This is a genomic window from Leptospira broomii serovar Hurstbridge str. 5399 (assembly GCF_000243715.2).
Lineage (GTDB): Bacteria > Spirochaetota > Leptospiria > Leptospirales > Leptospiraceae > Leptospira_B > Leptospira_B broomii.
In genome coordinates, this window is record NZ_AHMO02000008.1 from 109,919 (window position 1) to 134,114 (window position 24,196).

Consider the following 24,196-nt stretch of genomic DNA (forward strand, 5'->3'; position numbering starts at 1 on the left):
CCGATTAGCCTTATACGGGAAATTTTGGTTAAAATTTATGACTTCTTCAGCTATCCAGTTTACAGAGTCTCACGTATATCCCGACAAAAATCGGTTTAGAGTAGTCTTTGTACGGAACGTATGTTCTGTCGAAACTGAAGAAATTGCTCTGATTTTGAATAAAATCCAGGACGTACAACCGAAATCGGTCGAGCTGGATTTGGAAAGCGTGGTTGCAATTCCATCGCTTATTCTGAACCGAATTCTTAAGCTTCTCGCGGAACTTAAATCCCGTGGGATTCCGGTTGAAATCAAAACCAGCGAAGGACTTAGATCCGTCCTGAATCGTCTTAAGATTTCTTTGCAATGAAGGGAATTACCTTAGTATTAATCCATTGCTTTCTATTTCATAGCCTAGTTTTCGGTAGCGGGTGGTTCGGTGGAATCCTCGCCGGCGAAATTAAACTTTGCGAATGTAATCATGGTAGTAAAAAAGAGACTCATGCGACTGTAGAAGATTTATCATTCAAAACTAAGTTAGCAACCGCCGACTCTTCCCCTATACATACAAACGAAACGAACCATCCTTTACCTGATTGCCAATCCGCCGAAGTGGGAGAAGCCCATAAATGTTCCTGTGCAAAAGCAAAGGACAAGGTTTCGTTATTTACCGGAACTCTTGTCACGCAGATACTTGCTCTAGATACCATCGGATTTTTCCCTAATCTGGAAGAATCGAACATCGTATCCTTCCAAACCAGAACTTCCGGTATCGACCTTTCAACCGATATCGAACGACCCCCTAGTTTCTACTGATATCTCCCTCCAAACAACCCGTCGGCTGCTTATGCGCCGACGCATAGCTACTCCATCTAATAAACATTAGGTGGCATATGATTTCGCGATCCGATTCTATCTTGGGTCCGGAATGCATTAGGAGATTATAATGTTCTTTTTAAAAACAACGATACGTGCGCTACTTTTAACATCGTCCGTTACATTCTTAGGCAATTGTAACGGAAACACGGAAAAATCAAATATGCCTTTACTGCTCGCGGGGATACTCGCGAGCAGTTCTCTCCCAGGAATACATTTTAAGGCGATGGCAGGGTCCAGCCTATTACAATGCGGTAAAGATATTTCAGGTCATGCAGCTTTTAAGACAAACGCAACCGAATCGTTTTCAGAAGGAATCGTGCGGACTTTTCATATTGCGGAAATTATGCCGATCAGCCTCAAAGATCTTAGGCTTTACGTTTCGAATCTGACGTTGATCGAAGCGGACGGTTCCGAAACGAAACCGACATTGACGGCGGACGGGAAATGGCAGAACACATTCGTTACCCTGCTGGATTTTGAGAATCTCTCGGGAGACTGTATTGGTACGACTGATATGAATTCGCTTATTAAAATCCCGCTACCTAATAAGCTTTATAAAGGTATTCGATTTGAAGTCGGAGTTCCTGAAGAATTCAATCACCAGAATCCTGCTCTCGCGAACAGCCCTTTAAACGTCAGCGGATTAGCATGGAGCTGGGCGATGGGTTATCGCTTTTTAGTCGCCGAATTCGTTTCCCACGACCCGACCGCAAACGGAAATACTGCCGTTTTTCATTTGGGTTCGGGGGGATGTTCCATGTCGGCGCCTTACGCCTGTTCTAGACCGAACCGAGCTGTCATCGATCTGCAGCCTGCCGGAGGATATAATCCCATGACTCAATCGGTAAAATTGGACCTCAAGGCTCTCGTCAACGGTTGGGATATCCGCTCTGGAAACGTTTCCTGTCATTCCGAGAGTTCGGCAAGTTGCGTCTCTCTATTTGCAAACCTAGGAATCGATCCTTCCACCGGAAACTTGTCCGGAACTCAATCGGTTTTTTCGATCTCGAACGAATAAGAATGACCTGCTTCTTCTTCGGATTGTCCGGAGGCAGGAGCAGTCGCGGATCATCATTATGAAATATCAATGTTTATTTAGCATAGCCCTACTAGTGCAATCATGCTCCGAACTGGGAATAGAATCGAAAAAGAAAAATCCTTCGCTTCAATCGACTCTCGTCTCGATTGCTTTGTTCGGAAAAAGAGAATTAGGCTACGCCTGGAATCTTCCTGCCGGATTTCCAACGCCTAAGGTCCCCGAGGAAAACCCGATGTCGGAAGAAAAAGTAACGCTCGGTCGTTTTCTATTCTTCGATAAAAGACTTTCCGCAAACAGAACTCAATCCTGCGGAAGTTGTCATCAACCGTCGAAGGCATTTACGGACGGGTTAGCGGTTTCCGTAGGATCGACCGGACAACAACATCCGAGGAACGCGCAGCACCTATCAAACATCGCTTATAATGTAAGGCAGACTTGGGCGAATCCTTTACTCGTAAAATTGGAAGACCAAATCCCGATTCCCATTTTTGGAGATAGTCCGGTAGAGCTGGGAATGAGAAACAGGGAAGAAGAACTCCTCGGAAGACTAAAGGAAGATCCGCTTTATCGCGATTTATTTCAAGCGGCATTTCCCGCGGACTCGGATCCTATTTCTTTAAAGAGTGTCATTTTTGCGATCGCCAGCTTTGAACGGACACTGCTCTCAGGCGACTCTCCATACGACAAATATAATGCTGGGCATTTAAACGCACTTAGTGCATCAGCCATTCGAGGCAAAAATCTTTTTTTCGGAGAACGCGCCGAATGTTTTCATTGTCACGCCGGGTTCAATTTTACGGACACGGTTCTTCATTCGGAGACCGTTTTCGAAGAATTCACGGTCCATAACAACGGTTTAGATTCATCCCGATATCAAGCTCCGAACGGAGGACTTTATGAGTTCACTTCAAAGACGAATGACAAAGGAAAATTCAGGGCACCTTCTTTAAGAAACGTAGAGTTAACGGCGCCGTATATGCATGACGGTTCCATACCGGATCTCATATCGGTCGTAAATCATTATGCAAACGGAGGCTCAGGTGACGGCCGAACGAACCCGAATCGAGATTCGCTCGTGCGAAGTTTTTCTTTAACCGAATCCGAAAAAGCAGACCTAGTAGAATTCTTAAAAAGTTTAACGGATACGAATTTTATTCAAAATCGCAAATTTCAGGATCCCTTCTAGTATGGGGTGCCATGTAAAACGATTCTTCGTTTTGATTCAGCTTCCTTTTTATATCGGATGTACATTCGGGACTATAGGTAATTCGACAAAAGAGAAAGAAACGGTATTACAAGCTATTGTAAGAATAATAGATTCTCAAAAAACTCCGGTTCTTCCCGTAATCTATTATTCAGATGATCAAGCCGATTCGGATCTAGGAAAATTTACGATCTCCACGCCGATCGATTCCTATGAGATCACAATCGATTCAAATTCAGTGGAATTAGGTCAACTTTACTTACTCATCGGTCCGAGTCCAAACAGATTATTCTCGTTTTCTCGAAGCTCTCTATCGAATCAAAAACGAAATTACGAGGATGAGATCGGAACTCCTAAGAATATGCATTCGTCGGATCCGAACACAAATTCCGATATCCCTGCCGGATCGAATTATTCGCGCACTTACGGAATAACGGGCAATTTTCCTGCTGGAGATATTTCCTCGTTAAACGATTCGATTCCCACAGGCCCGGTTCGTTCCCAATCTCTTTCCGGGTTTCCGGACGTTCCTTTCGGAATTCTCTATCATATATACGGAGTATATAACAAAATAGTGTTAAATTTTTCCGTAAAGAGAATCTCCGATGGATCGATTAAAACGATTTATTTGGATCTTAGAAATTTAAACTTTCAAATCGAAGCTCCCTGTAATCTAGGCTTTCCGTATTCTAAATCGATTCCGTTTTCGATCGGTTTTAGGGTGGATAGGCTCATCTCCGTACGTCCCGGATCCTCATTCTCTCTTCTGGATCAGGCATTCCTATCAGGAAACCCGTCCTTAATAATCAGCGAACTTCAAAATACTTCCTGGCAGATTGAAACTGCACAAACCTTCAAGTCCTCCGGACAAGTTTTGGTACTATATTCATGCTTATTTCCTTGAAATTGTTTTCTCCCGATCGATCGATTCGTTTTTTTACGGTAGCTGTAGTGCTCCTTCTTTTTCAAAAACCGCTTCACTCACATCATGCGGGCGAGGGCCAAACAATGGCTTCTTCCACCCGATTCATAGACCCGTTTACCGGAAAAAGGGAAAAGCCGTTGGATTATATTTTGATGACTCAGGACTATCAAAAGGGAACGATAGATAACTCGAATCTGTATACGACCACACTATTCGGGGAGACGTTTTATTCGGGTGGAAAGTTTGCTCTAAACTTTAGCGTACCTTGGATATATTATCAGCAAATCGGAAGAGACGACGCTGCAAGATACGGTAAACCCTATATTGGATTCAAATGGAATCCGTTTCTGGAATCGACCGGCCCTTTTTTTCTGCTATTAGAAGCTAGGCTCGGATTTCCTTCAGGAGGGGATTCCGATAAATTTACCGGAGGAGATTATTATTCCGGACTCACCAATCTAACCGTGGGAGCGAGTCTTGATCGTTGGCTTTTTGTCATTCGAGGCTCCGGAATTTTTCCGTTGTCCAGGGATCATTCGTCGACGACGGAACAATCAGGTATTCCTTATTGGGCACAAATAACGAATACGATTCAAGCTCCTGAAGCATTTCCTAAGACCCAAAAAGTAACTCAATGGTTCGGATACGCTACTTATCGGCTCGCTCCTAATTTTAACGTCTTTGCGGGTTATTTGATTCGAATTCCCTACGTGAACGTAATCGGAGGCGGAAGCCTGGTGAATGAAACTCCCGGTAATCGCAAAGCATTTCCTCGAAGCTTCAAGGAAGTTAGTTCAGGCTTTAGCTGCAAAGCCTTTAAAGGATCTTATCTTACGATAATCGGGAGGCTTCCCTTAGACAGAGATTCGGATATTAGATTATACGATTATGCGATCACGACATCGCTATCTTTTGAAATTTCGGAATGGAGAAAAACCAAGTCCGAATCGGAAGAACCGAAAATCGAAAACGATGCTTTATCTCCGATGGAAAAACAATGATTCGAATTCAATCCCAAATAGATTGAAAACAGAGAGGGGAATCTTTTAGAAAACTATGGTATCCCGGTTTCGTAACGCATTCTTCCTCCGTAGCGGGAAGGTAATCGAATCCGCCGCCCTGATATTTTATGCGACAACAACCTTTCATGTTTTTCTTTTTATCTTCCGAATCCTTGGAGGGAGATTCGTTTTTCTTCTGAGATCCCGGTTCATCCGCAACGTTTTTAACTGAAAATTCCTGCGTATAGAAAAGAGAACCGGATGCGAGTGTACTACTCCAAACACGCTCTATAAATATGAACGCCAATAAGACAATTATTATTGATATCGAACGAATCGACAACATAACCATCAGTTATTCTTTGCCTTGTTTCTCCCGCAAGGCAAAAAAGAACCGATTCTTTCGCTGAGGGAATATTTTAGCTTGACTTTCTATTTGCAGGAGAACCAAAAGGAAATATATTCTTCGAAAGGCATCTTAATGAAAGAATTTTCCGCAAAACCACCGATTGGAAATTTATTTCCGGTCATTTTCACGCTGATCTTCGTTCTATCCACCTCGATTTCAGCGGAAACCATCCTTTTGAAAAATGGAGATAAGGTGTACGCTACGGTGATCGATCAATCGACCGATTTTGTTACGATCTTGAAAGAAACAAAGCGTCAAGCGATTCCTAAGAGCCAAATTCTTAAAATTATCTTTAAAGATATTAAGGACGAGGCGGAACTAGCGAAAATCATAGAAACGGAAAAGAAGAAGCTGAACAAAGAAGGCAAAAAAACCGAGAAGGAAGAACAGCTAGATACGATACTGCTCGAACAGATGATCAAGGAAAACAGCTATAAAGTCGTACAAAAGCGTCTTGCTTTGATCGAAAAATATTTGGAAGAGCAGGACGCAAGTTGGGAAGAATATATTACGACGAAACGGAGTCCGTGGGATCCGGTTTGGAGATCGGCTGTTCTTCCGGGTTGGGGATTAAGCCACATGAAGCAAAATGCATATGGTAAAACCTACCAAATGGTCTTCATCCTTTCCGCATTGGCTTATTTCGGTTTTGAAAAAGCGGCGCAAGATAGGTCAAGTAAGTACGATAGTAAAGTAAACGATATCCTATTAAAAGATCCTCTAATATACGCGCAAATCAACGCTGCCCTACCCGCTTCGACGGCCCAGCTCTATATACAACAAGATCAGATTTCAAAACTTCAGGATTTGAATAAGATAAAAAACCAGGAACACAACTACTCTTCTTACAGCCATAACGCGTTAAGTGTAGGACTCGGAATTTACGCAATACAATTGTTACATAGTTATTTTGCCGGTAAGAAATGGGCCACCCATAATTATGTGGAAACGCCGTCGGGTGAAAAGGTATCCGCAGGAATAAACGTTAAAAGCGTATACATACCGATGGCGGCCGGAGGGAGTCTCGCCGGATCGGAATATAGAACCGACGTTCGTTACGTTACCTTATTCTAAATCTGAGGAATAGAATAACCCTTTGTTTTTAACCAGTCTCGATCGAAAAGACGAGATTGGTATCTTGCACCGCTATCGCAAAGTATCGTAACGATCGTATGCCCGCGACCTAATTTCTCCGCCAACTTTATAGCCGCCCCGACGTTAATCCCCGAAGAGCCGCCCAAAAATAGTCCGTCTTTTTTCAGTAGAGTATAAATGACTTCCAAACATTCGCCGTCGGTAACTTGAATCGCATCGTCAAACGGAGCATCTTTCATATTCTCGGTAATACGTCCGTTGCCGATTCCTTCCGTAAACGAACTCCCTTCGGAACTGACTTCTCCTTTCTTAACAAAATTATAAATTGCTGAACCCATCGGGTCCGCAGCTACGGAAAGTAGACCCGTTTTCTTTTCCTTTAAATAGAGCGCCGTCCCCGCATACGTACCTCCGGTTCCTAAGGAAGTTACCCATACGTCGATTTTACCTTCAGTTTGCTCCCAAATTTCCGGACCTGTCGTCTGATAATGTGCCATGCGATTGACTACGTTATCGAACTGATTGGCCCATATCGCGTTCGGGGTTTCCTCGGCAATACGAGCCGATACTTTCACGTAATTACCGGGATCTTTGTAAGGTACTGCAGGAACCGTTCTAACTTCTGCACCTAAAGTTTTCAATAGGTCGATTTTCTCTTTTGATTGAGTGTCGGGGATGATGATTAAGGTTTTATAACCTTTTGCATTACAAATATGCGTTAATCCGATTCCTGTATTCCCGGCGGTTCCCTCGACTACGGTTCCGCCGGGTTTCAACAACCCTTTCTTTTCCGCGTCTTCCACTATATAAAGGGCCGCTCGATCCTTAACGGATCCTCCGGGGTTTAGAAATTCGGCCTTACCTAAAATTTCACAGCCCGTTTTATCAGAATAATAATTCAATCGAATAAGAGGAGTATTCCCCACCGTTCCCGGAAACCCTTTCGTAATCTTCATCGTTGGCCCTCTAATTTCCTAATAATAATAACGGGAATAAAAAGGGAAGGAGTCGACGCTATAAAGCGAAGATCCCCTTCCCCTCGATTCGTTCGACATTTTATCTCTTGCCGACGAAGTGTCTGTTCAGTAAGGATCGTTTACGCGATCGTTACGTCTTTCGAAAGGTATACGTCTTGAATCGCGTTCAACAACGCAACTCCGTCTTTCATCGGCTTTTGGAATGCCTTCCGTCCGGAAATCAATCCCATGCCGCCTGCGCGTTTATTAATGACGGCAGCTTTCACAGCGTCGCCAAGGTCGTTCGATCCGGAAGGCCCGCCGGAATTGATTAAACCTATCTTTCCCATATAACAATTCGCTACTTGATAACGCGCCATATCGATCGGATGTTCGGAGCTAAGATCGGTATACATTTTATCGTCCTTCTTGCCGAACTTAAGATCCTTAAAGCCTCCTGCATTCGTTTCAGGCAGTTTTTGTTTTACGATATCCGCCTCGATGGTCGCGGCAAGATGATTGGCCTGTCCCGTTAAATCCGTCGAAACATGATAATCCGTTTTATCGGTCTTAAACGCGTCGTTTCTAAGATATGCCCAAAGGATCGTAACTAAACCGAGTTCGTGAGCTCTATGAAACGCTTCCGAGACTTCCTGAATTTGGCGAGAACTCTCGTCGGAACCGTAATAAATCGTAGCGCCTACGGCGGCGGCTCCCATATCAAAAGCCTGCTCCACATTCGCGAATAAGATCTGATCGAATTTGTTCGGATAACTTAGGAGTTCGTTGTGATTGATTTTTACTACAAACGGGATTTTATGCGCGTATTTACGGGAAACTAGACCTAACACCCCGAGTGTGGAAGCCACCGCATTGCAACCGCCTTCAATCGCGAGCTTTACGATATTTTCAGGATCAAAATAAGCTGGATTTTTGGCAAACGAGGCGCCTGCACTATGTTCGATGCCTTGATCGACCGGAAGAATCGAAAGATAGCCGGTTCCGGCTAAACGCCCCGTATTGTAAATAGATTGGAAATTTTTTAGAACTGAATTGTTCCTGTCGGTTTTAGAAAAGATATCATCGACATACGAAGGACCCGGAATAGTGAGAGTCTCCTTCGGAATCGTTTTAGATATGTGATTCAATAGGAAATCCGCTTCTCCGCCGAGTGCGTTCTTGATTTTGTCTAACATTCCTGTTGCTACCTTAATGGATTTGGATCTTGGAGTCCATTTTTTTGGAAAACCCCAAAATTTCCATCGCTTTTCCGATCCGGAATCAACGAGATAGATCTACCTGAATTTTACGGGTAATTTGACAAAGAAATCGGTTCCCGAAGAAGATTTGCGAACGAGGAGCTTGCCCCGGTTGGACTGGATGATTCCATAACAAACTGAGAGACCCATCCCCACTCTAGTATCGTCCGACTGGATTCTTTCAAAAGGTTGAAACGCATTATCTGGATCGATTTCCAATGATAAGGAACCGGATACTCGAATTTCCAAATTCGTTTCTTCCGGCTTCCCTGCATCGCTACCTTTAATGAATTTTGCGGTCAGCCTGATACCACCGCCTTGAGAAGCCATCGCGGCCGCATAATAATAGAGTAAATAATATAGAACTTCCTTAATTTGACTTTGCTTCAAAAATAATTCCGGTAGTTCCTGGGGAATATCTTTGATCAGCTCCAAATTCTTCGAACGTAGCAACGCGGAAATCATTCCCTCCACAGCCGAAACAATTTCCTCGAAACGAACCCAAGTCGCTTCCTCGTTATCGGATTTGGAAAATAGAATGAGATTTCGAACGATTCCCGAAATTCTTTCACCCTGCTCTATGATAACGCGGGCATAGTTTCTTACATCGGGTTCGGCGCTGCGATGATTTCGTATAATATTTCCGTAATTAATAATTCCCATTAAGGGATTATTAATTTCGTGGGCGATACCGGCGGCCAGTTTTTGGATGGAATCCAATCTCATTTCGGACTGAATGACTTTTTCCATTTCGGAGATTCTCTGCTCGGAAATGGTGAGCAAAGAAAGTTCCGAGAAAGTAACGATGCTTCCTATGATGCGACCGTCTTCGTCCCGAATCGGAGATACCCTAAATCCGACTCGAATTTTTTTCCCGTCTCGACGCGCAAGCACCGCCGGGATATAACGCAAATTATTCCCCAAATCCGTATTATCTTCTTCTAAATCACCGAACTGAGTTTGAATAAAAGAGAGGACCCTATCCCCAGGTTGGCCCATCGCATCCGCCAATCTCCACCCGGTTAACTCTTCTCCGGCGTGATTTAAGAAAATTACTTTTCCTTCTCCATCGAGCGAAACCGCGCCTTCCGAAATGCTTTGAATAACGTTCCTATATTCGTTCCCGCTTTCCTTAACTTGCCCGAATCTTTTTTGCTGACGGAGCGCGATCTCGATCGAGGACTTTAATTGGTGATTCTGAAACGGCTTGGTAATGTACGCGTACGTGGAGGCGGAATCCATCGCACGCATAAATGTGGAATCGTCCGTGTATGCAGTCATAAAGACGATCGGCACATCCTTGATTCTTTGAATACTTTGTGCAGTTTGAATCCCGTCCATATCTCCTTCTATGGAGATATCCATAAGTACAAGATCGGGATCGGTTTCTTGAAAGATCGTCTGCGCATCTTGTCCGTTCGCAGCTACGCCGGCAATCCGGTATCCCAAATTTTGAAGAGTTTTTTGAAGATTAAACGAAAGCAACCATTCGTCTTCAACGATTAAGATATTCGGTTGCTCAGAAGAAGTTGAGCTCATAGGTGATTGTTTTTACTTAGTCCCACAGTAATAGCGGGCGACTTCCTCTGTCGATATCCTTCCACGTTAGGAGAGAATTGGGAAACCTTTTTTCCATTTATCCGGAATGTTCCATAAGCTTAACCTTTTAAATTCGTTAGAGTGCGCGATTTAGGACTTATTTTTCCGAATTTCGTTGCTTTTTTTCCTTAATTTCGCCTCTTACTTTCTGAAAAGCCCATCCTGAAAGTGATAAAAAATCCTTGAACCGAGGCATCTTCGGACATACACTTTGGCCCAGAGGTTAACATGCTGGTTAAGGAAATCTTGGAAAAGAAGGACCGGAAGATACTTTCGGTAGAACCCCAAACGACTGTTTGGGAGGCGATTCGCTTCATGACCAAGTACGATATTGGTTCTGTAATCGTTTTGAACGCGGGGAAGTTGGCGGGAATCTTTACGGAACGCGATTTGCTCCACTTTGCATCCACTGATCGGGAAAAAGTCTTTGATAAAACCGTTGCGGAAGTAATGTCAACTCAGTTGACTACGATGACTCCGGGGGACCAAGTGGACGAAGTCTTAGCAATTATGCTAAAAAAAAGAATCCGTCACATGCCGATTCTGGACGGGAACCGGCTTATGGGCATTATTTCCATCGGAGATGCGGTTAAAGCCAAAATTGAAAAAACGGAAGAGGAAAATAAAAATCTGAAACGTTATATTTACAGTGAATCCGGCTTTATTTGAACTTTAATCGCCTAGTCCGTTTCTCCCGCGGCAACTACAAAAATTGCCGCTCTTCCAGCTAAGTTCCCGACCGCGTCTTTCGGTCGCCTCTTTGTCCGAGTGAGACGAAATCAGGTTGCCGGAATCCTTTTTATCGAAAGAATGATTCTAGGATGAAGTTCCTACTTTTCTTACTACTCAGTTATCTCGTTTTTCGATTCGTTCAGAGGGCGTTTACACCGATTTCGAAGGAAAGACGAAACGGATTTAGGGTTATTTTTCCGGATTCCCTACATGCCAGAAGGGAAAAAGATATTTCCGATAAAGTTAGAATTTTAGAAAAAGAAGATTCCGAAAATCGATGAAGAAATCTCGGTTCTTCTTCCCCCTATTCCTTGCATTCTTTATGGCTTCCTGTCTCGGAATGAAGGGAGAATTCGGTTGGGCCATTTTGGATGAGGAACAATTGGATTTTCTCGAAAAACGGATGACCAACATAAGTGAATTCACTCTAACTCGAGATAAGTTGGCTTTTCCGAATGATAAAACATTAGCGTATATTTATAAATTCTCCCGCCTCCCGAACCCCGAGGCCGAAACCTATGTCAGTCTAAGTCGGTTTCAATTAGGATTTAATGAAATAGAAGTCAGTCGAAAACGTCCGGATCTATCCACATCGACGATTCGAGGAAGCTTTCGCGATTTACCTACCGGAAAATATCTACTTAAAGTTTCGTATGATGAAGATGTGATCGATAGCGTAGAATTTAGGATCGTTTCGCCCGAAGGAACTGCGGAAGAGGATGAGGACGGTTCGTCCAACTCGGATGATATAGAAAAATATTCTAAGACAAGAAACGGTAAAGATTAAGGTGTGTCGCTCGCAAGCGGATCTCTGGGATAAGGATCGCGAGGAATCCCGTCCTCCAGAATTTTATTAATTCTTTCTATATTCCGCAAAGCTAGATTCATTTCGAATTGTGTTCCGATTTTGAGGATCTCTTCGTTGAATTTCTTCGCGGTCGCAAAGTCCTTTTCGAACTCGAATAAGATGGAAACTCTCTGCATCGCTTTCGCTCCGGGAGAAGTATCCAACTTTGTCCGAACGACGTCTATCCTCTCCTTAGTTTCCTCCAATTCCAAACTTTTCAATCGATATTGAGCCATATCCTGGTCGTTCGTGCGTTCCAAGAGGCCTTTCTTGATCGTCAGTAATTCCTTCTTGCCTTCCGCATATTTACGATCTTCCCTAGCAAAACTCTCACGGAGCTTAGTATAGGAATCGATCGCTTTCAATAATTCCGCTTTTTCTTTAACCGGTTTTTTCTCGTATCTGTACAGACGCGAAATTCCCAGATGGGCGAGAGTTTCCATTCTAAAGCGTTCTTGAGAATCGGGAAACGAAAGTTCGGATTCCGTTTCGGTCTCTTTCGCCCTGCCTTCCAGCCAATCCGTGTAGTATAAGGCGCCCTTTTCCAAATTCCCGATTTTAGTTTCGAAAAAATTACCCAATTCAAAGGCGTACAATCCTTTCTTTTTCGGATCAGGTTCGGCTTGATAATATTTTTCATAATATTCCGCCGCTAAAACGTATTGTTTCAATTCGGTATGAAGGGACGCAATTTCCCGATACGTCTGAGCCATCTCGGCGTCGGTTTTATTTTCTTTTAAAGCAAGAGTAAGATATTTTAAGTAAAAATCCAAAGCATTGGATTTCTTTCCTGCGGAACGCAACTCTTGGGCTAGGTTTAAAACCACCGGAGAATATTCCGGATCCAATCGAAATGCGATTTCGAGTAAACCGGCATATCCGAAATAGTCCGTGTTTCTCTTATAGTCGAATAAAACGAAGATTCCTTGTCCGCTTACCGAAGTTTTGTTAACTACTTTAAGTCGTTCCTTGTTTTCGTTTTCCGCTTCCTTTACGTATTTTGCCAAATCAAATACGGCGCTCGCATCTTCCCTAGATTTTCTCTTAAAGAAAGGATAATAATTTTTCTCGAAGGAATCTTTGTAAGAGGCGTCCGCCTGCTTAAGACGTTCTTCGGCAAGCTTTACGTTCTGTCTTGCGTCTGCGATATCCTTAGGATCTATCTTTCTTTTAGGTCGGTTTTCCTCGAAGAGAAGCTCTTTCCCTCTTACGTTCGCAGCCTCCAAAACATGAACCTTATCTTTGGCTTTATTCCAATCGATTCCGGCTTGGGAAAGTTCCTTCGCAATCCTTCCATGTCCTCTCGCCTTTTCTATTTCGGCAGTATCGTATAATTCTCTAAGTCTCGACTCTTTTGAGAAGGATTCCTCCGTATGAGAAAAATCTCGGTAGCGTAAAGCGGTACTCGCTTCCTCTAACGCCTTGAAATTTTGCTTTTTCTTGGCGTATTCCTGTCCCAAAAGAGAATGAAGTTCGAACAGAATAGGAGACTCTCGAAGCACCGATCCGTCGGTGAGTTTATTCACCATTTTCAGAATCAATAATCTTAATGTATTTCTATCGGTCTTTTCGGTGAAGATTTTTCCGAGTCGTCTCTCTTCCTCGGTTCGCTTTGGATCTACGAATTGCGCGTAATAACGGTCCAGCGGAGCGCGAATTGACGCGATCGGATCAGCACCTTCAACAGGATTCGCTAAAGTTTCTTTTAATTTTGCGATATCGTCCGGCGGGATAACTTCATGAGGAAGTTTATAAATCCCCGCAGGATCGAGTCTCTGATCCTGCTCGTCCGCCAAAAGCAAGCCCGCTGATCCGATGCAAAACAGAAGCAGCGCGCCCGTTTTCAGGCGGAGAAAATTCATTTTGCCGCGGAACCTAACTCCGATAACTCTTCGGAACCTAGGATCTTCTCGATATCTATCAATATAATAAATCTATCATCTTTTTTACCGACACCGGTAATATATCGAGAGGAAATTCCTTTAACCGAAGGCGGAGGAGGATTGATCGTTTCCGGAGGAAATAAGGCTACGTTTGCGACCTTATCTACGATAATTCCTACCGATTCGCCGCCGATTTTTACTACGATAGCGCGATCGTATTCGGATTGGTGCTCCCTCGGAATATTTAATTTTACTCCGAGGTCGACCATTTTTACGACTTTGCCCCGAATATCCATGATCCCGGCAAAGTAATTTTTAGAACGAGGTACACGTACTAAATTGTGAATTTTTATGATCTCGTCTACCCAGGAAATCGGAATCGCATATTCCTCTTCGCCTAAACTAAACAGAATGTATTGGTGTTCGATTTCGTCGGACATTCCCCCTCCTCAGAAACGGGTGTATCCGTAATAATAGAAGTACGATCCTGAACCTAAGAAAAGCATCACCTTCGAAAAGAGCGGATCGCGTTTCCTCAGTATCCAGTCCAAACCGCCAAAAAGCAAACCGAAAACCGCGAGTGAAAAACCCAGTAAATAAAAATCCAGGTAGGCGTACCAGATTCCGGCCGCACTCAGGATTCCTAAAAACAGATCCTGCAGATCTCCCCAGAGCCTACGACGGATTCTCGGCCACAATGGCTCAGAAGGGGTTTTCTCTGAAAATCTCTCCCAGAAACCTGGCCCCTTGCGAATCCCGAAAACATGGTCATATTTGGTCGAAATTTCCCAAGGTTTCGACTCTTTCCTTTCCGTTGGAGCCCCTAAGGGTTCGGGAGAAACCCCGTATGCTCCGCCCATAGCTTGGAGAGCATCCTTGTCCGGAAGAGAGGAAACTAAATCGCGAAAAGGAGCAAATCTGGAATATAGAGGATAAGAACGACCCGTACTTAGATCGGTTTCCTTGAGAATCGAACCGTCTCGAATCGTCGAAACATAGATCTTTCCGTTCTCTCCGGCAACTTCTAGCGTCAGACGAATTTTACGATCATGATAATGAAAATCGGCTTGGAGAATATCTCCGTCCGGAGTTTTAGCTTGGTAGGATTTTGTATATCCTTTAGCTGGAGGAAACTCGGGCTTCCACCACCGACGAAGAACTGAATAATCCTGGAACGAAGCCATACAACGTTCCTATCGGTGAATTTCGAAAATTGCTTTAGGTCCGTTTGAGGCGGTTTTGAATTTCGAAGGAAATCTTCGATTCGGAAATGAGGTGGGCGGCGAGACCGGGGCTCGCCTATAATGGGAAGAGGAACCCGGTCTTAAAGTCCGGTTAGTACCGGTCTATTTGCCTTTCTTCTTATGACGGTTAAGTCTTCTCTTTTTCTTCCTTTTATGAGTCGCGATCTTTCTTCGCTTTCTTTTTTTACCGGAAGGCATTCGGTGCTCCTATGGGTTTCCTACCCTGTCAGCAAATTATTCGGTATACTTTTGTAAACCTTTATTTTTACGGATCTCGGCCACTAGTGTTTTGATTTCTCCGATACCTTCTTTAGAAGCGATGAATAGTACGTCTTCTTCTTCCACTACGACTAAATTTTGAACTCCGAGTAAGGCAGTGAACTCTTTTCGAGTTTGAGTTACGTTATTGGAAGATTTGAAAAATAGAATATCCTTTCCGATATGCCGATTTCCTTGCGAGTCACCCGGAAGCACTCTCTCCAGCGAAAGCCAAGAGCCCACATCATCCCAACCGAAACTAGCTTCCACCATCCGAATCTTCGAACTCTTTTCCATTATGGCGATATCGACGGGTTCCGACGGAAGTAATCTGAACGCCTCGCCCAACTCTCCGGCTTTCTTAAAGGGAAAACGATCTTGAAGCGGTTTTAAAATTCTAGGAGCTAAAGAAGAAAACTCCTCTAAAATCAAACTTGTTTTCCATATAAAAATTCCGGGATTCCAATAGAAATTCGATTTCTTAATGTACTTTAATGCGGTCTTCGTATCAGGCTTCTCAAAGAATGCCTTCACTTCGAATCCGTGCTTAGTAGGCTTACCGGAAGAGATATAACCATATCCGACTTCCGGGCGATTCGGTTTGATTCCGAGTAGGACCAAATGGTCTTTGGTTTCATGAATCGCCTTCTGAATCGTTTTGGTAAATTCCCTATCGGAACTGACCCAGGCATCAGCGGAAAGAACTACTTGAACCGGATCGCCGAACATTTCCCTAAAGTAAAGAGAAGCCAAGGCGATGATCGGCGCAGTATTTTTGCCTTCAGGTTCGATTATGAAATTCTTTTCAGGAAAATTTCGTTCCTGAGCCAGGATCGCTTTCTTTAAGGTAGGATTGGTTCCGATGAATATCCGATCTAAACTAGTGATGCTTAAAGCACGATTTAAGGTTTCCTTAAGTAAGGTATTTTTAGAATAGACTTTTTGAAGCTGCTTCGGCGTGGAAATTCGGGAGCGAGGCCAAAACCTCTCCCCTTTTCCGCCTGCCATAATTAAAACTACGGGTTTTTCCTGACTCATCTCTACTCCACTTCTTTGGGTTTTCGAGCGGTTTGTTTCTTTTTCCCCAAAGCCTTTGGATCTCCGAGAATGGAGTCCACAGGAAGGAGGATTACTTCGACCTTATCTCCAAGGCTCTCATACAGGACAAACTCTTTCATTTCCGGATTCTTTTTTAAGAAGTCTCGGTATGCTTCCCAACGGTTTTTTGCCGCGGAAAGTTTTGCCTCTTCTTGAACCAAGAAGAGTTCCGCTTTTTTTAGCGCATCCAATTTTTCCTGTTTTTTGGCCAACAGGTAATTCGGATTTCTAAACAAGTTATTAATCACTAATGGATCCGGAACCTGCAACTCCACAATCCGAACCGACTCGACACGAAGCCAGGGTAATTGGTTCGAGACCCCGATAGAAGCCTCCTTTCTCAGAAAATTGGAGAGTCCGTCCTTTGTAAGATTCAGATTCTTTTCATCTTCGATCCGAGATCTAAGTAAAGAAAGGAAAATCCCAGACAGAAATTTCTTTCTCGAGGCCTCGGAGATTCCTCCGGCGGAAAACCATTTTTTAGATCCTTCTCCCTCTAAGGAGAAAACGACCTCAAACCTGGCGGAAATCGTCCCATCTTCCGAATCCTTAGGAAACAAACCGGACGACAAATCGTACGCGATTTGCAATTCCTCGGAAAGTGAACGCAATTCTTCCTTTAGAACTTTATGATCCCAGAATAAATATGCCCTAGGTTCGTATGCCAATCCCGGCCCACGTATAAAGGACAATAATCGAGAATCTGATGACCAGGAGACGAGGGCTTCCCCGTCCCCTAGGATATAAATTGGATAGGCGACCCCGACGAGGATTCCTCCTAACAGGAAGAATAGAAAAGCTCTACCGATCCATCGAATCATCTAGGCAGAAGGAGTTTCCTTCGCCGCTTCTTCGGTATATAGTTTGATCACTTTGGAAGGAATGATGGTAGAAATCGCATGTTTGTAAACTAAACTCTGCTTATTTTCCTGCTCCAGGATGATTGTAAAATTGTCGAAGCTTACAACCTTTCCTTTTAAAGGAACTCCATTCAGAAGGTAGATTGTGAGTTCCAATTTTTCCTTCCTTGCAGTGTTAAGGAGTTGGTCCTGGATATTGTTTTTAGCAGACATAGGTTTTATCCGTTTTATATATTTTGTATATTTTTATACGCTTCACTTGGTTTCACGGGAGTCAAGAAGGCTTGCTTCCTGAACCAAGTGATTTGTCGTTTGGCGTAATTTCTGTGGGATTGGCTTAAATTCCCTAAGAATGTCTCAAGATTGGACTTTCCTTTAATATTTTCAAGCGCGAAATTATAACCAAGCGACGAGAGCCCGGGACAACTCTCGCCGTATTTGTCGGCGACTCTTTTCGCTTCCTCCGCCATTCCCTCCGAGATCATTTTCCGGGCCCTTTCGTCGATCCTAAGATACAATTCCTTACGATCTAAATCCAAAAAATAACCTCGGAGAATATTCAAATTTCTAGTATGTAAGGCGCCTGATCCCTCTTTGATTTTTAATTCGGACCAACGAACTCCCATTAAATTAACTTCCAGCGCTCTGCCGTATCGATAATCATCATTTGGGAATATTCTTTCTAGCGCGATCGGGTCTAATTCGCGGAGCAATTTCGTTTTTTCCTGCATAGGAATTGATTCTACACGGGCGCGAACTTCAGGACTAATATTCGGAACATCGTACATTCCAAATAGAAAAGCATTCAAATAAAATCCCGTACCTGCAGTCAGTACAGGAATCTTTCCTTTCGAGAGGACGATATCCAATGCAATCTCCGCAAAGATCGTATATTTAGCCGCATCGATCGTCTCAGCGGGGGATATCAAATTCGTTAAGTGATGAGGAATTCTATCTAGATCCTGCTGGGATGGAGAAGCTGTTCCAATAGGGAGTTCTTTATAGATTTGCCGGGAATCAAAGGAAAGAATCTCAAAGCGAGAAGGGTCCAATGCCGAGACCAGAGCCGTCTTACCCGCGCCAGTCGGCGCGGCCAGGATTATGATCGAAGACTGGGGGCGGATTATTCCTCCTCCTCTTCTTCGTCCTCCTCTTCTTCCAGAGGTTCTTCCACGATGGCTTCTTCGTCTTCGAAACCGACTTCTGCATCATCTTCCACAATCGCATCTTCGAGAAATTCCTCCTCTTCGATACGGGGGCGAGCCGCAGCTCGACTTTTGACTACAGGTCGTTTATTTTGATCGGCACCGCATTTCGGACAGATCTTATCTTCTTTATTTAAATCGTAAAATTTAGTTCCACAAGTGTGACAGGTGAACTTTTTACCCAATGGATTTGCGGAAACTTTACTTCCTGCAAAAGATCTCTTTGCGAACGATGAGGATGATACGGCAGGCTTTGCAGAAACTGCGATTTCCTTCTTTTTTGCTGCGACCTTCTTTTTCGGAGCCGGTTTTTTTACCGGAACTTTCTTCTTAGGGGCCACTTTTTTCTTAGCCGTTTTCTTAGCGGTTGCCATTGGAATTGACCATCGTGGAATACACAAAACCGGATTCAAGCAGAAAAACCTATTTGAAATCTAGTTTCCGATTCCTTCCAAATATTCTGAAATAGGGCCAAAAGGAAGCAAATGACCAAGCTGAGCGTGAACGTAAATAAAGTCGCAACCCTTCGCAATTCTCGCGGAGGAAACCATCCTGATATTTTGCATATTTCTAGATTGATTCTAGACGCGGGAGCTGAAGGGATTACGGTTCATCCCAGAGAAGACGAAAGGCATATCCGCAAATCGGATGTGTTTTTGCTTAAAAATTTCTTAATTTCGTATAATCAATCTAAGAACAGAAAAATAGAATATAATATAGAAGGAGAGCCGTCTCCACGATTCTTGGATTTAGTCTTGGAGGCCAAACCGGATCAGGTCACGTTAGTGCCTGTTACTCCGGGAGAGATCACGTCTGACCACGGTTTCGATCTCAGAAAAGACGGGGATCTCTTACGGACCTATATTCGGAAATTTCACGATGCGGAAATTCGAGTTTCCTTGTTTGTGGAGACGAATCTGGAAAATTTAAAGTACGTTTTCGAAACCGGTGCGGACCGAGTGGAATTTTATACCGGCCCTTTCGCAATGGCATTCGATTCTTCTCGGGAAGAAGGGGAAAAATCCTTCCAAGTCTATCGATCTGCTGCCGAAACACTCCTGGCTACCGGAATAGGAATCAACGCCGGCCACGATTTGGATCAATTTAATCTGCTGCTTTTTTCCAAACTGCCCGGTCTTTTGGAAGTTTCCATAGGGCACCGGTTGATTTCCTACGCCCTGGAAGTGGGAATCACTGAGTCTGTACGGGCCTATCTGAGAGCTCTTTCGCCAAATCCTTAAACGTGGAGAAGTTCGAATCCTCGGACAAAAGCAAGTACGCCGCTTTTTTTAGGTGAAGAGCCAGTTGCTTGGAAGCCGGAGTATCTTTAGATAAATCCTCCAGCCCTTGCTTGAAGGAAACGATATGTTTTTTCGCCGAAGCAATGTCCTTCGAAGGGAGAGCCTTACGCAGTTCCTGCCAGGAGCGAGTGACTTTATTTGCGGAAGGTTCTTTCGGATTTCGTCCGAATTCCCCCGATAGATCCCATATTTTCCGGAAGGGATGATTCTTTTCCAATGTTTTATAATATTCTAACGAAGGTTTTATTGAATTCGGTTTTGCCTTGGCGACGAAAGATTTATCCAGCCCGCAATCCGCAAACAATCCCCGACTCAATGATTCTTTGGAAACTTCCCCGGATCCGATCAAAGGAGCGAGAAAAAGGTACGCATCGTCCTTCCGACCTTCTTTACAGGCGCGAATCGCGGCTATTAGCGAAATTTCATCCTGATCCAAGTCTGAACGTTCCTTATCATCCTTTGCTAAGGCTGTCTGAAACGCCAATTCAGAGTATAATGGATCTTTCGGGTTGGCTGATTTAGCGCGAATCGCATATTCGATTGCTCCGTCCAAATCTCCCAAAGATTGATAAAGAATGGATAAATTATAGCAAGCAAGCCCTCGGTCGCTTCGAATAGAACGACAGCTGGACCGTAATAACTTCAAAGAGGAATTCCTTTCCTCTTCGGTTCCGTAAAAATCCAAGATCGCCTGTTCCTGGATTAATTCCGAACCGAATCTTCCGCCTCCGGGAACGGAAACAGACGAACATCCGAGGGTTCCCGAAAATAGGAAAATAATGATCAGAAAAATGCGAAAGATATTCACGTATGTTTGTCCATTAATGGTAGATCGGTCGAAGGATAGATCGCCTTTTCGGGGGAATGTATTGACAGACCCCGTACGAGGTGGAAAATGTTCGAAAATAACCCGACCGGCAAGAGGAACCGATTTGAAAAGCCTGAGATCACTCTCTTTCTCCTTCGTCTCCGTCGTATTATGTACGAGTATCTTCTTTTGCGAGCCTTCCTCTGGACACTCCAAGACTACCGCGGATTTCACTCTTAAAGATTTTGACAGTGTAGTCAAGACCGTTGATCGAAGTTATATCGATAAAAACATCGATAAAAATCGCGCATATAAGGACGCAGCGATCTTCGCGCTGTTTGCGCTCCCACATGCATTATATCTTTATCCCGAAAGTTATTTTAAGGATCGTGAAAAATACGAGGAGCCGGATGATATTTTTCCCGGCAAAACGTTTAAATTATCTTCCGAAGACAAGTTTGTCGTTTTCGATCCGGACTACAAAGAGGTCGAAAAAATCAGAGATCGAAAGTTGAAAGAAGAGGCAAATAAGCCGAAACTTTCCGGTGAAGAAGTTATAAAACTAGTAGAACGCGAAAAAGTAAGAAAAGCCGTTTTGTCCGCAAAATGGGAGCAAACGAATTTCTCGAAAAAAGACTTCGATCGCGTTCTAGCATTCACTGAAAAGAATCTTCAAAATTATACGACTCCCCCTTTAAAGGATCCGTTCGGAACGGAAGAAACTAAAGATAAGGAACCTTTTTCCATCAAAGACGTATACTTAGCCGCTGCTAACGGATATTTATCTTCTCTCGATCCGCATAGCCAAGTATTTCTAAAAGCCGTTTGGGAAGAATCCATGGCGAAGATAGAAGATGGAAGCTTCGAAGGGATCGGTGCAATCTTAAGTGGGGGCGGAAATAAGGAAGTCGTGGTGGAAAACCCCCTCGAGGGTAGACCCGCCGTTAACGCAGGTGTCCGTGCAGGCGACGTGATCCTAGCGGTGGACGGAAAATCGGTAAAAGGAATGATCCTTGATAAGGTTGTCGAACGAATCAAGGGAAAGAAAGGCTCCACCGTTAGCTTGACGATTCGACGCAAGGGAACCTCCGGCACGTTGAATATTGACGTCGTACGAGATACTATCGAAATTAAGAATATTGCAAGTAAATTGATCGAAGGCCATAATCAGATCGGTTATATTAAATTAACGGGCTTTGTTAAGTCTGATCCTTCGGTAGACAAGGAATTTGTACTTCATTTTAAAGATCTGGAAAAGCAAGCCCAAGCAAAGGGAACTAAATTAAAAGCTTTGGTTCTGGATCTCAGAAACAATCCCGGAGGATATTTGGATCTAGCTATCGACTTAGCGGACATGTTCATTACCAACGGGCTCATCGTATCCGTTAAGAGTCCGAACCGCAGCCCGGAAGACTCAAACGCAAAAAATAGGGACTTAACGGATCTTCCGGTTGCAGTATTGATTAACGCCAAGTCCGCCTCCGCTTCCGAGATCGTCGCATCAGCTTTGAAACACCATGGACGAGGATTGATTTTAGGCGAACGTTCTTTCGGAAAGGCTACAGTTCAAAAGCTGCAGGAATTACCGGGTAACGGAGCCTATTACATAAAGTTAACGCAGTCTAGGTATTATGCCCCTTCCGGAAATACGATTCAGGTTGTCGGAGTAAAACCGGACGTAGAGGTTTCTGCGGAAGAAGACGGAACTTTTCCGTTCCATTACCGTGAGGAAAATATGTGGAACCACCTTCCGGAATTACCCTCCGCCGCGGAAGAAAAGAGCCACTTCGACGTGAAAAAATTGGAAACTTGGGTCAAGACAAACGGCAAGGCCGAAAAGTTCATTCAGGAACATAAGAATGACCCGATCAAACCGGATTACCAATTGATTCGATCCATCGATTACGTCGAAGCTCTCATTAATACCGGAGCCAACAAACGTAAGTAATATATAAAGCGCTATGGAACGAAATACGTACCATAGCGTTTCCGGGGATTTATCCATGCCTAGAATTCGTACCGATTTCCTTATCATCGGGACCGGGATTACCGGACTATTTCAAGCTCTCAAGCTTTCCCCCTTTGGAGACGTAACGATCATCACCAAAAAATCCGACTATGAATCCAACACAAACTATGCGCAGGGCGGAATCGCCTCCGTTTTTGCGGAAGGCGATAAGTTCGAGGATCATGTGCGAGATACGTTGGAATCGGGAGCGGGACTTTGCGATCCGGAAGCGGTTCATATTCTTGTCAAGGAAGGTCCGGCTCTCGTCCGCGAATTACTAGAATACGGTGTCCCATTTAACTTGGATGCTCAAGGCGGCTTCGATCTACATCGCGAAGGCGGACACGGAACAAATCGAATCGTCCACGCTCACGATCGAACCGGACGGGAAATAGAAAAAACTCTATTAGAAAACGTTAAACAAAACCCGAAAATACGAATTTTAGAATACCATACATTGGTGGATTTGATCACACCCCATCATCTCAAGAAAAAAGGGCTTATCTGTTTCGGGGCGTATGTTCTTTCCAATCACACAGGAGAAGTGATTCCGATTCTTGCAAAGCGAACCGTTCTCGCAAGCGGAGGAGCCGGGCAAGTTTATTCTCATACTACGAATCCCAAAATTGCGACGGGTGACGGTGTTGCATGCGCTTATCGTGCAGGCGCCGTAATTAAGAATATGGAATTCTACCAGTTCCACCCTACTTCGCTTTATCACGAGAAAGGCGATTCTTTTCTTATTTCGGAGGCGGTTCGCGGAAAGGGCGCCATTTTGCTGACCATGGACGGCGAACCGTTTATGAAAAAATATCACCCGATGGCCGACTTGGCGACTCGCGATATAGTGGCGAGAGCGATCGACGCGGAAATGAAACGGTCGGGCGATCCCCATGTCTGGCTGGATATTTCCCACAAACCTGCCGGGGAAATCAAGGCAGCCTTCCCTTCCATTTACGAAAAATGTATGGAATTAGGAATCGATATCACTTCCCAACCGATTCCTGTTGTCCCTGCCGCGCATTTTATGTGCGGCGGAGTCGCAACCGATCTGAACGGAAAAACGAATATCGAGAATTTATACGCCGCAGGCGAAGTGGCCTGCACAGGAGTTCATGGGGGGAATCGCTTAGCATCCAACAGTTTATTGGAATGCCTCGTCTTTTCGAATCGAATTGCGCAAGACGTGAAGCGAAATCACCCGACATTTCTGCCTGAACACGATCAAATTCCCTCTTGGAATAAGGAAGGGTTGGTAAACACCGAAGAATGGGTCTTGATTTCCCATGATTTATTAGAAATTAAGAATACGATGTCGAATTACGTCGGAATAGTCCGATCCAACCTTCGTCTGGAAAGAGCTCTCAGAAGAATGGATTTGATATTCTCGGAAGTCCGAGACTATTACAAGCGGACGATTATTACTGCGCCTTTACTGGAATTAAGAAACTTGGTTTTAGTCGGAGAGTTGATTATTAGAGCCGCGCTTTCTCGAAAAGAAAGTCGAGGACTACACTATTCCACGGATTATCCTGAAAATCGCGCTCCTTCCCGTCATGACACTATACTGCGGGACGATACGGTTCTACGGGAATAACATGCGATCC

Annotated in this window: 26 protein-coding genes; 13 read left to right on the forward strand and 13 right to left on the reverse strand. The window is 44.1% G+C overall.

Going from position 1 to position 24,196, the window contains the following annotated elements; all coding sequences use genetic code 11:
* Positions 1–37: 37 nt before the first annotated feature.
* The 6 genes from LEP1GSC050_RS05875 (at position 38) to LEP1GSC050_RS05900 (ending at position 5,027) form a co-directional block, all read left to right on the forward strand.
* Positions 38–349 carry a hypothetical protein gene (locus tag LEP1GSC050_RS05875; protein WP_010570318.1) on the forward strand — a complete coding sequence of 104 codons (312 nt, stop codon included), beginning with the start codon at positions 38–40 and terminating at the stop codon, positions 347–349.
* Positions 346–795 (forward strand): LIC_11090 family protein, encoded by a 450-nt coding sequence (locus tag LEP1GSC050_RS05880; RefSeq protein ID WP_010570319.1) that lies wholly within the window; start codon positions 346–348, stop codon positions 793–795. The genes LEP1GSC050_RS05875 and LEP1GSC050_RS05880 overlap by 4 nt, the downstream gene beginning before the upstream one ends.
* Before the next feature lie 130 nt (positions 796–925).
* Complete coding sequence (locus LEP1GSC050_RS05885; protein ID WP_010570320.1) at positions 926–1,876, forward strand: MbnP family copper-binding protein; 951 nt, start codon at positions 926–928, stop codon at positions 1,874–1,876.
* Positions 1,877–1,934: 58 nt separating this feature from the next.
* On the forward strand, positions 1,935–3,083 hold the full coding sequence (locus tag LEP1GSC050_RS05890; protein WP_010570321.1) for a methanobactin export MATE transporter MbnM: 1,149 nt from the start codon (positions 1,935–1,937) through the stop codon (positions 3,081–3,083).
* 1 nt (position 3,084) lies between these two features.
* A complete protein-coding gene (locus LEP1GSC050_RS05895) occupies positions 3,085–4,005 on the forward strand; it encodes a hypothetical protein (protein ID WP_010570322.1) in 921 nt (306 codons plus the stop codon).
* Positions 3,990–5,027: an LIC11086 family outer membrane transporter gene (locus LEP1GSC050_RS05900; RefSeq protein ID WP_010570323.1), complete on the forward strand. Its 1,038-nt coding sequence runs from the start codon at positions 3,990–3,992 to the stop codon at positions 5,025–5,027. Before LEP1GSC050_RS05895 ends, LEP1GSC050_RS05900 begins: the two co-directional genes overlap by 16 nt.
* Before the next feature lie 7 nt (positions 5,028–5,034).
* Here the strand turns inward: LEP1GSC050_RS05900 and LEP1GSC050_RS05905 are convergent, their stop codons facing one another.
* Positions 5,035–5,373: an LIC_11321 family protein gene (locus tag LEP1GSC050_RS05905; RefSeq protein ID WP_010570324.1), complete on the reverse strand. Its 339-nt coding sequence runs from the start codon at positions 5,371–5,373 to the stop codon at positions 5,035–5,037.
* A 135-nt stretch (positions 5,374–5,508) separates the two neighbouring features.
* On the opposite strand from LEP1GSC050_RS05905, the gene LEP1GSC050_RS05910 reads away from it, so the two are divergent.
* Positions 5,509–6,510: an LA_0442/LA_0875 N-terminal domain-containing protein gene (locus LEP1GSC050_RS05910; protein WP_040911451.1), complete on the forward strand. Its 1,002-nt coding sequence runs from the start codon at positions 5,509–5,511 to the stop codon at positions 6,508–6,510.
* Here the strand turns inward: LEP1GSC050_RS05910 and LEP1GSC050_RS05915 are convergent.
* The 3 genes from LEP1GSC050_RS05915 to LEP1GSC050_RS05925 form a co-directional block, all read right to left on the reverse strand.
* A complete protein-coding gene (locus LEP1GSC050_RS05915; protein WP_010570326.1) occupies positions 6,507–7,487 on the reverse strand; it encodes a cysteine synthase A in 981 nt (326 codons plus the stop codon). The two genes, LEP1GSC050_RS05910 and LEP1GSC050_RS05915, sit on opposite strands and share 4 nt — an antisense overlap.
* 140 nt (positions 7,488–7,627) lie before the next feature.
* Positions 7,628–8,683 (reverse strand): class I fructose-bisphosphate aldolase, encoded by a 1,056-nt coding sequence (locus LEP1GSC050_RS05920; protein WP_010570327.1) that lies wholly within the window; start codon positions 8,681–8,683, stop codon positions 7,628–7,630.
* A 99-nt stretch (positions 8,684–8,782) separates the two neighbouring features.
* Positions 8,783–10,285, reverse strand: coding sequence for an ATP-binding response regulator (locus LEP1GSC050_RS05925; RefSeq protein ID WP_010570328.1), 1,503 nt, complete (start codon positions 10,283–10,285; stop codon positions 8,783–8,785).
* A 288-nt stretch (positions 10,286–10,573) separates the two neighbouring features.
* Between LEP1GSC050_RS05925 and LEP1GSC050_RS05930 the strand changes: the two genes are divergently transcribed.
* The 3 genes from LEP1GSC050_RS05930 (at position 10,574) to LEP1GSC050_RS05940 (ending at position 11,864) form a co-directional block, all read left to right on the forward strand.
* A complete protein-coding gene (locus LEP1GSC050_RS05930; protein ID WP_010570329.1) occupies positions 10,574–11,014 on the forward strand; it encodes a CBS domain-containing protein in 441 nt (146 codons plus the stop codon).
* A gap of 152 nt (positions 11,015–11,166) precedes the next feature.
* Positions 11,167–11,358 (forward strand): hypothetical protein, encoded by a 192-nt coding sequence (locus LEP1GSC050_RS05935; protein WP_010570330.1) that lies wholly within the window; start codon positions 11,167–11,169, stop codon positions 11,356–11,358.
* A complete protein-coding gene (locus tag LEP1GSC050_RS05940) occupies positions 11,355–11,864 on the forward strand; it encodes an LIC_12238 family plasminogen-binding lipoprotein (protein ID WP_010570331.1) in 510 nt (169 codons plus the stop codon). The genes LEP1GSC050_RS05935 and LEP1GSC050_RS05940 overlap by 4 nt, the downstream gene beginning before the upstream one ends.
* Here LEP1GSC050_RS05940 and LEP1GSC050_RS05945 read toward each other — a convergent pair.
* The 8 genes from LEP1GSC050_RS05945 to LEP1GSC050_RS05980 all read right to left on the reverse strand — a co-directional run bounded on the left by LEP1GSC050_RS05945 (position 11,861) and on the right by LEP1GSC050_RS05980 (position 18,846).
* Positions 11,861–13,786: a hypothetical protein gene (locus LEP1GSC050_RS05945; RefSeq protein WP_010570332.1), complete on the reverse strand. Its 1,926-nt coding sequence runs from the start codon at positions 13,784–13,786 to the stop codon at positions 11,861–11,863. The two genes, LEP1GSC050_RS05940 and LEP1GSC050_RS05945, sit on opposite strands and share 4 nt — an antisense overlap.
* The gene (locus LEP1GSC050_RS05950) at positions 13,783–14,247 is read right to left on the reverse strand and encodes a chemotaxis protein CheW (RefSeq protein WP_010570333.1); all 465 of its coding nucleotides are present in this window, start codon (positions 14,245–14,247) and stop codon (positions 13,783–13,785) included. The genes LEP1GSC050_RS05945 and LEP1GSC050_RS05950 overlap by 4 nt, the downstream gene beginning before the upstream one ends.
* Before the next feature lie 9 nt (positions 14,248–14,256).
* Positions 14,257–14,991, reverse strand: coding sequence for a hypothetical protein (locus tag LEP1GSC050_RS05955; RefSeq protein ID WP_010570334.1), 735 nt, complete (start codon positions 14,989–14,991; stop codon positions 14,257–14,259).
* Positions 14,992–15,285: 294 nt separating this feature from the next.
* Positions 15,286–16,347 carry a mannose-1-phosphate guanylyltransferase gene (locus LEP1GSC050_RS05960; protein WP_010570335.1) on the reverse strand — a complete coding sequence of 354 codons (1,062 nt, stop codon included), beginning with the start codon at positions 16,345–16,347 and terminating at the stop codon, positions 15,286–15,288.
* 2 nt (positions 16,348–16,349) lie between these two features.
* On the reverse strand, positions 16,350–17,228 hold the full coding sequence (locus LEP1GSC050_RS05965) for a hypothetical protein (RefSeq protein ID WP_010570336.1): 879 nt from the start codon (positions 17,226–17,228) through the stop codon (positions 16,350–16,352).
* Positions 17,229–17,480, reverse strand: a complete 252-nt coding sequence (gene hfq / locus LEP1GSC050_RS05970) for an RNA chaperone Hfq (RefSeq protein WP_010411443.1) — start codon at positions 17,478–17,480, stop codon at positions 17,229–17,231.
* Positions 17,481–17,494: 14 nt separating this feature from the next.
* Positions 17,495–18,370, reverse strand: coding sequence for a tRNA (adenosine(37)-N6)-dimethylallyltransferase MiaA (miaA, locus tag LEP1GSC050_RS05975; RefSeq protein WP_051184858.1), 876 nt, complete (start codon positions 18,368–18,370; stop codon positions 17,495–17,497).
* A 20-nt stretch (positions 18,371–18,390) separates the two neighbouring features.
* A complete protein-coding gene (locus tag LEP1GSC050_RS05980) occupies positions 18,391–18,846 on the reverse strand; it encodes a TIGR02300 family protein (protein ID WP_010570338.1) in 456 nt (151 codons plus the stop codon).
* A 111-nt stretch (positions 18,847–18,957) separates the two neighbouring features.
* Between LEP1GSC050_RS05980 and LEP1GSC050_RS05985 the strand changes: the two genes are divergently transcribed.
* Positions 18,958–19,713, forward strand: a complete 756-nt coding sequence (locus tag LEP1GSC050_RS05985; RefSeq protein WP_040911182.1) for a pyridoxine 5'-phosphate synthase — start codon at positions 18,958–18,960, stop codon at positions 19,711–19,713.
* Here the strand turns inward: LEP1GSC050_RS05985 and LEP1GSC050_RS05990 are convergent.
* Entirely contained in the window at positions 19,664–20,581 is a 918-nt protein-coding gene (locus tag LEP1GSC050_RS05990; RefSeq protein ID WP_010570340.1) for a hypothetical protein, read from the reverse strand. The two genes, LEP1GSC050_RS05985 and LEP1GSC050_RS05990, sit on opposite strands and share 50 nt — an antisense overlap.
* Before the next feature lie 124 nt (positions 20,582–20,705).
* On the opposite strand from LEP1GSC050_RS05990, the gene LEP1GSC050_RS05995 reads away from it, so the two are divergent.
* Both LEP1GSC050_RS05995 and nadB read left to right on the forward strand, forming a co-directional pair.
* Positions 20,706–22,529, forward strand: a complete 1,824-nt coding sequence (locus LEP1GSC050_RS05995; RefSeq protein WP_020987425.1) for a S41 family peptidase — start codon at positions 20,706–20,708, stop codon at positions 22,527–22,529.
* Positions 22,530–22,584: 55 nt separating this feature from the next.
* The gene (gene nadB / locus LEP1GSC050_RS06000; protein ID WP_040911455.1) at positions 22,585–24,186 is read left to right on the forward strand and encodes an L-aspartate oxidase; all 1,602 of its coding nucleotides are present in this window, start codon (positions 22,585–22,587) and stop codon (positions 24,184–24,186) included.
* The last annotated feature ends 10 nt before the right edge of the window (positions 24,187–24,196 follow it).

Coding starts and splice junctions, on each gene's coding strand:
- LEP1GSC050_RS05960 (WP_010570335.1), bottom strand. CDS start 16,347: ATGAGTCAGGAAAAACCCGTAGTTTTAATTATGGCAGGCGGAAAAGGG.
- LEP1GSC050_RS05965 (WP_010570336.1), bottom strand. CDS start 17,228: ATGATTCGATGGATCGGTAGAGCTTTTCTATTCTTCCTGTTAGGAGGA.
- LEP1GSC050_RS05915 (WP_010570326.1), bottom strand. CDS start 7,487: ATGAAGATTACGAAAGGGTTTCCGGGAACGGTGGGGAATACTCCTCTT.
- LEP1GSC050_RS05940 (WP_010570331.1), top strand. CDS start 11,355: ATGAAGAAATCTCGGTTCTTCTTCCCCCTATTCCTTGCATTCTTTATG.
- LEP1GSC050_RS05880 (WP_010570319.1), top strand. CDS start 346: ATGAAGGGAATTACCTTAGTATTAATCCATTGCTTTCTATTTCATAGC.
- nadB (WP_040911455.1), top strand. CDS start 22,585: ATGCCTAGAATTCGTACCGATTTCCTTATCATCGGGACCGGGATTACC.
- LEP1GSC050_RS05885 (WP_010570320.1), top strand. CDS start 926: ATGTTCTTTTTAAAAACAACGATACGTGCGCTACTTTTAACATCGTCC.
- LEP1GSC050_RS05945 (WP_010570332.1), bottom strand. CDS start 13,786: ATGAATTTTCTCCGCCTGAAAACGGGCGCGCTGCTTCTGTTTTGCATC.
- LEP1GSC050_RS05905 (WP_010570324.1), bottom strand. CDS start 5,373: ATGTTGTCGATTCGTTCGATATCAATAATAATTGTCTTATTGGCGTTC.
- LEP1GSC050_RS05980 (WP_010570338.1), bottom strand. CDS start 18,846: ATGGCAACCGCTAAGAAAACGGCTAAGAAAAAAGTGGCCCCTAAGAAG.
- LEP1GSC050_RS05950 (WP_010570333.1), bottom strand. CDS start 14,247: ATGTCCGACGAAATCGAACACCAATACATTCTGTTTAGTTTAGGCGAA.
- LEP1GSC050_RS05875 (WP_010570318.1), top strand. CDS start 38: ATGACTTCTTCAGCTATCCAGTTTACAGAGTCTCACGTATATCCCGAC.
- LEP1GSC050_RS05910 (WP_040911451.1), top strand. CDS start 5,509: ATGAAAGAATTTTCCGCAAAACCACCGATTGGAAATTTATTTCCGGTC.
- LEP1GSC050_RS05955 (WP_010570334.1), bottom strand. CDS start 14,991: ATGGCTTCGTTCCAGGATTATTCAGTTCTTCGTCGGTGGTGGAAGCCC.
- LEP1GSC050_RS05920 (WP_010570327.1), bottom strand. CDS start 8,683: ATGTTAGACAAAATCAAGAACGCACTCGGCGGAGAAGCGGATTTCCTA.
- LEP1GSC050_RS05935 (WP_010570330.1), top strand. CDS start 11,167: ATGAAGTTCCTACTTTTCTTACTACTCAGTTATCTCGTTTTTCGATTC.
- LEP1GSC050_RS05930 (WP_010570329.1), top strand. CDS start 10,574: ATGCTGGTTAAGGAAATCTTGGAAAAGAAGGACCGGAAGATACTTTCG.
- hfq (WP_010411443.1), bottom strand. CDS start 17,480: ATGTCTGCTAAAAACAATATCCAGGACCAACTCCTTAACACTGCAAGG.
- LEP1GSC050_RS05925 (WP_010570328.1), bottom strand. CDS start 10,285: ATGAGCTCAACTTCTTCTGAGCAACCGAATATCTTAATCGTTGAAGAC.
- LEP1GSC050_RS05985 (WP_040911182.1), top strand. CDS start 18,958: ATGACCAAGCTGAGCGTGAACGTAAATAAAGTCGCAACCCTTCGCAAT.
- LEP1GSC050_RS05895 (WP_010570322.1), top strand. CDS start 3,085: ATGGGGTGCCATGTAAAACGATTCTTCGTTTTGATTCAGCTTCCTTTT.
- LEP1GSC050_RS05900 (WP_010570323.1), top strand. CDS start 3,990: ATGCTTATTTCCTTGAAATTGTTTTCTCCCGATCGATCGATTCGTTTT.
- LEP1GSC050_RS05890 (WP_010570321.1), top strand. CDS start 1,935: ATGAAATATCAATGTTTATTTAGCATAGCCCTACTAGTGCAATCATGC.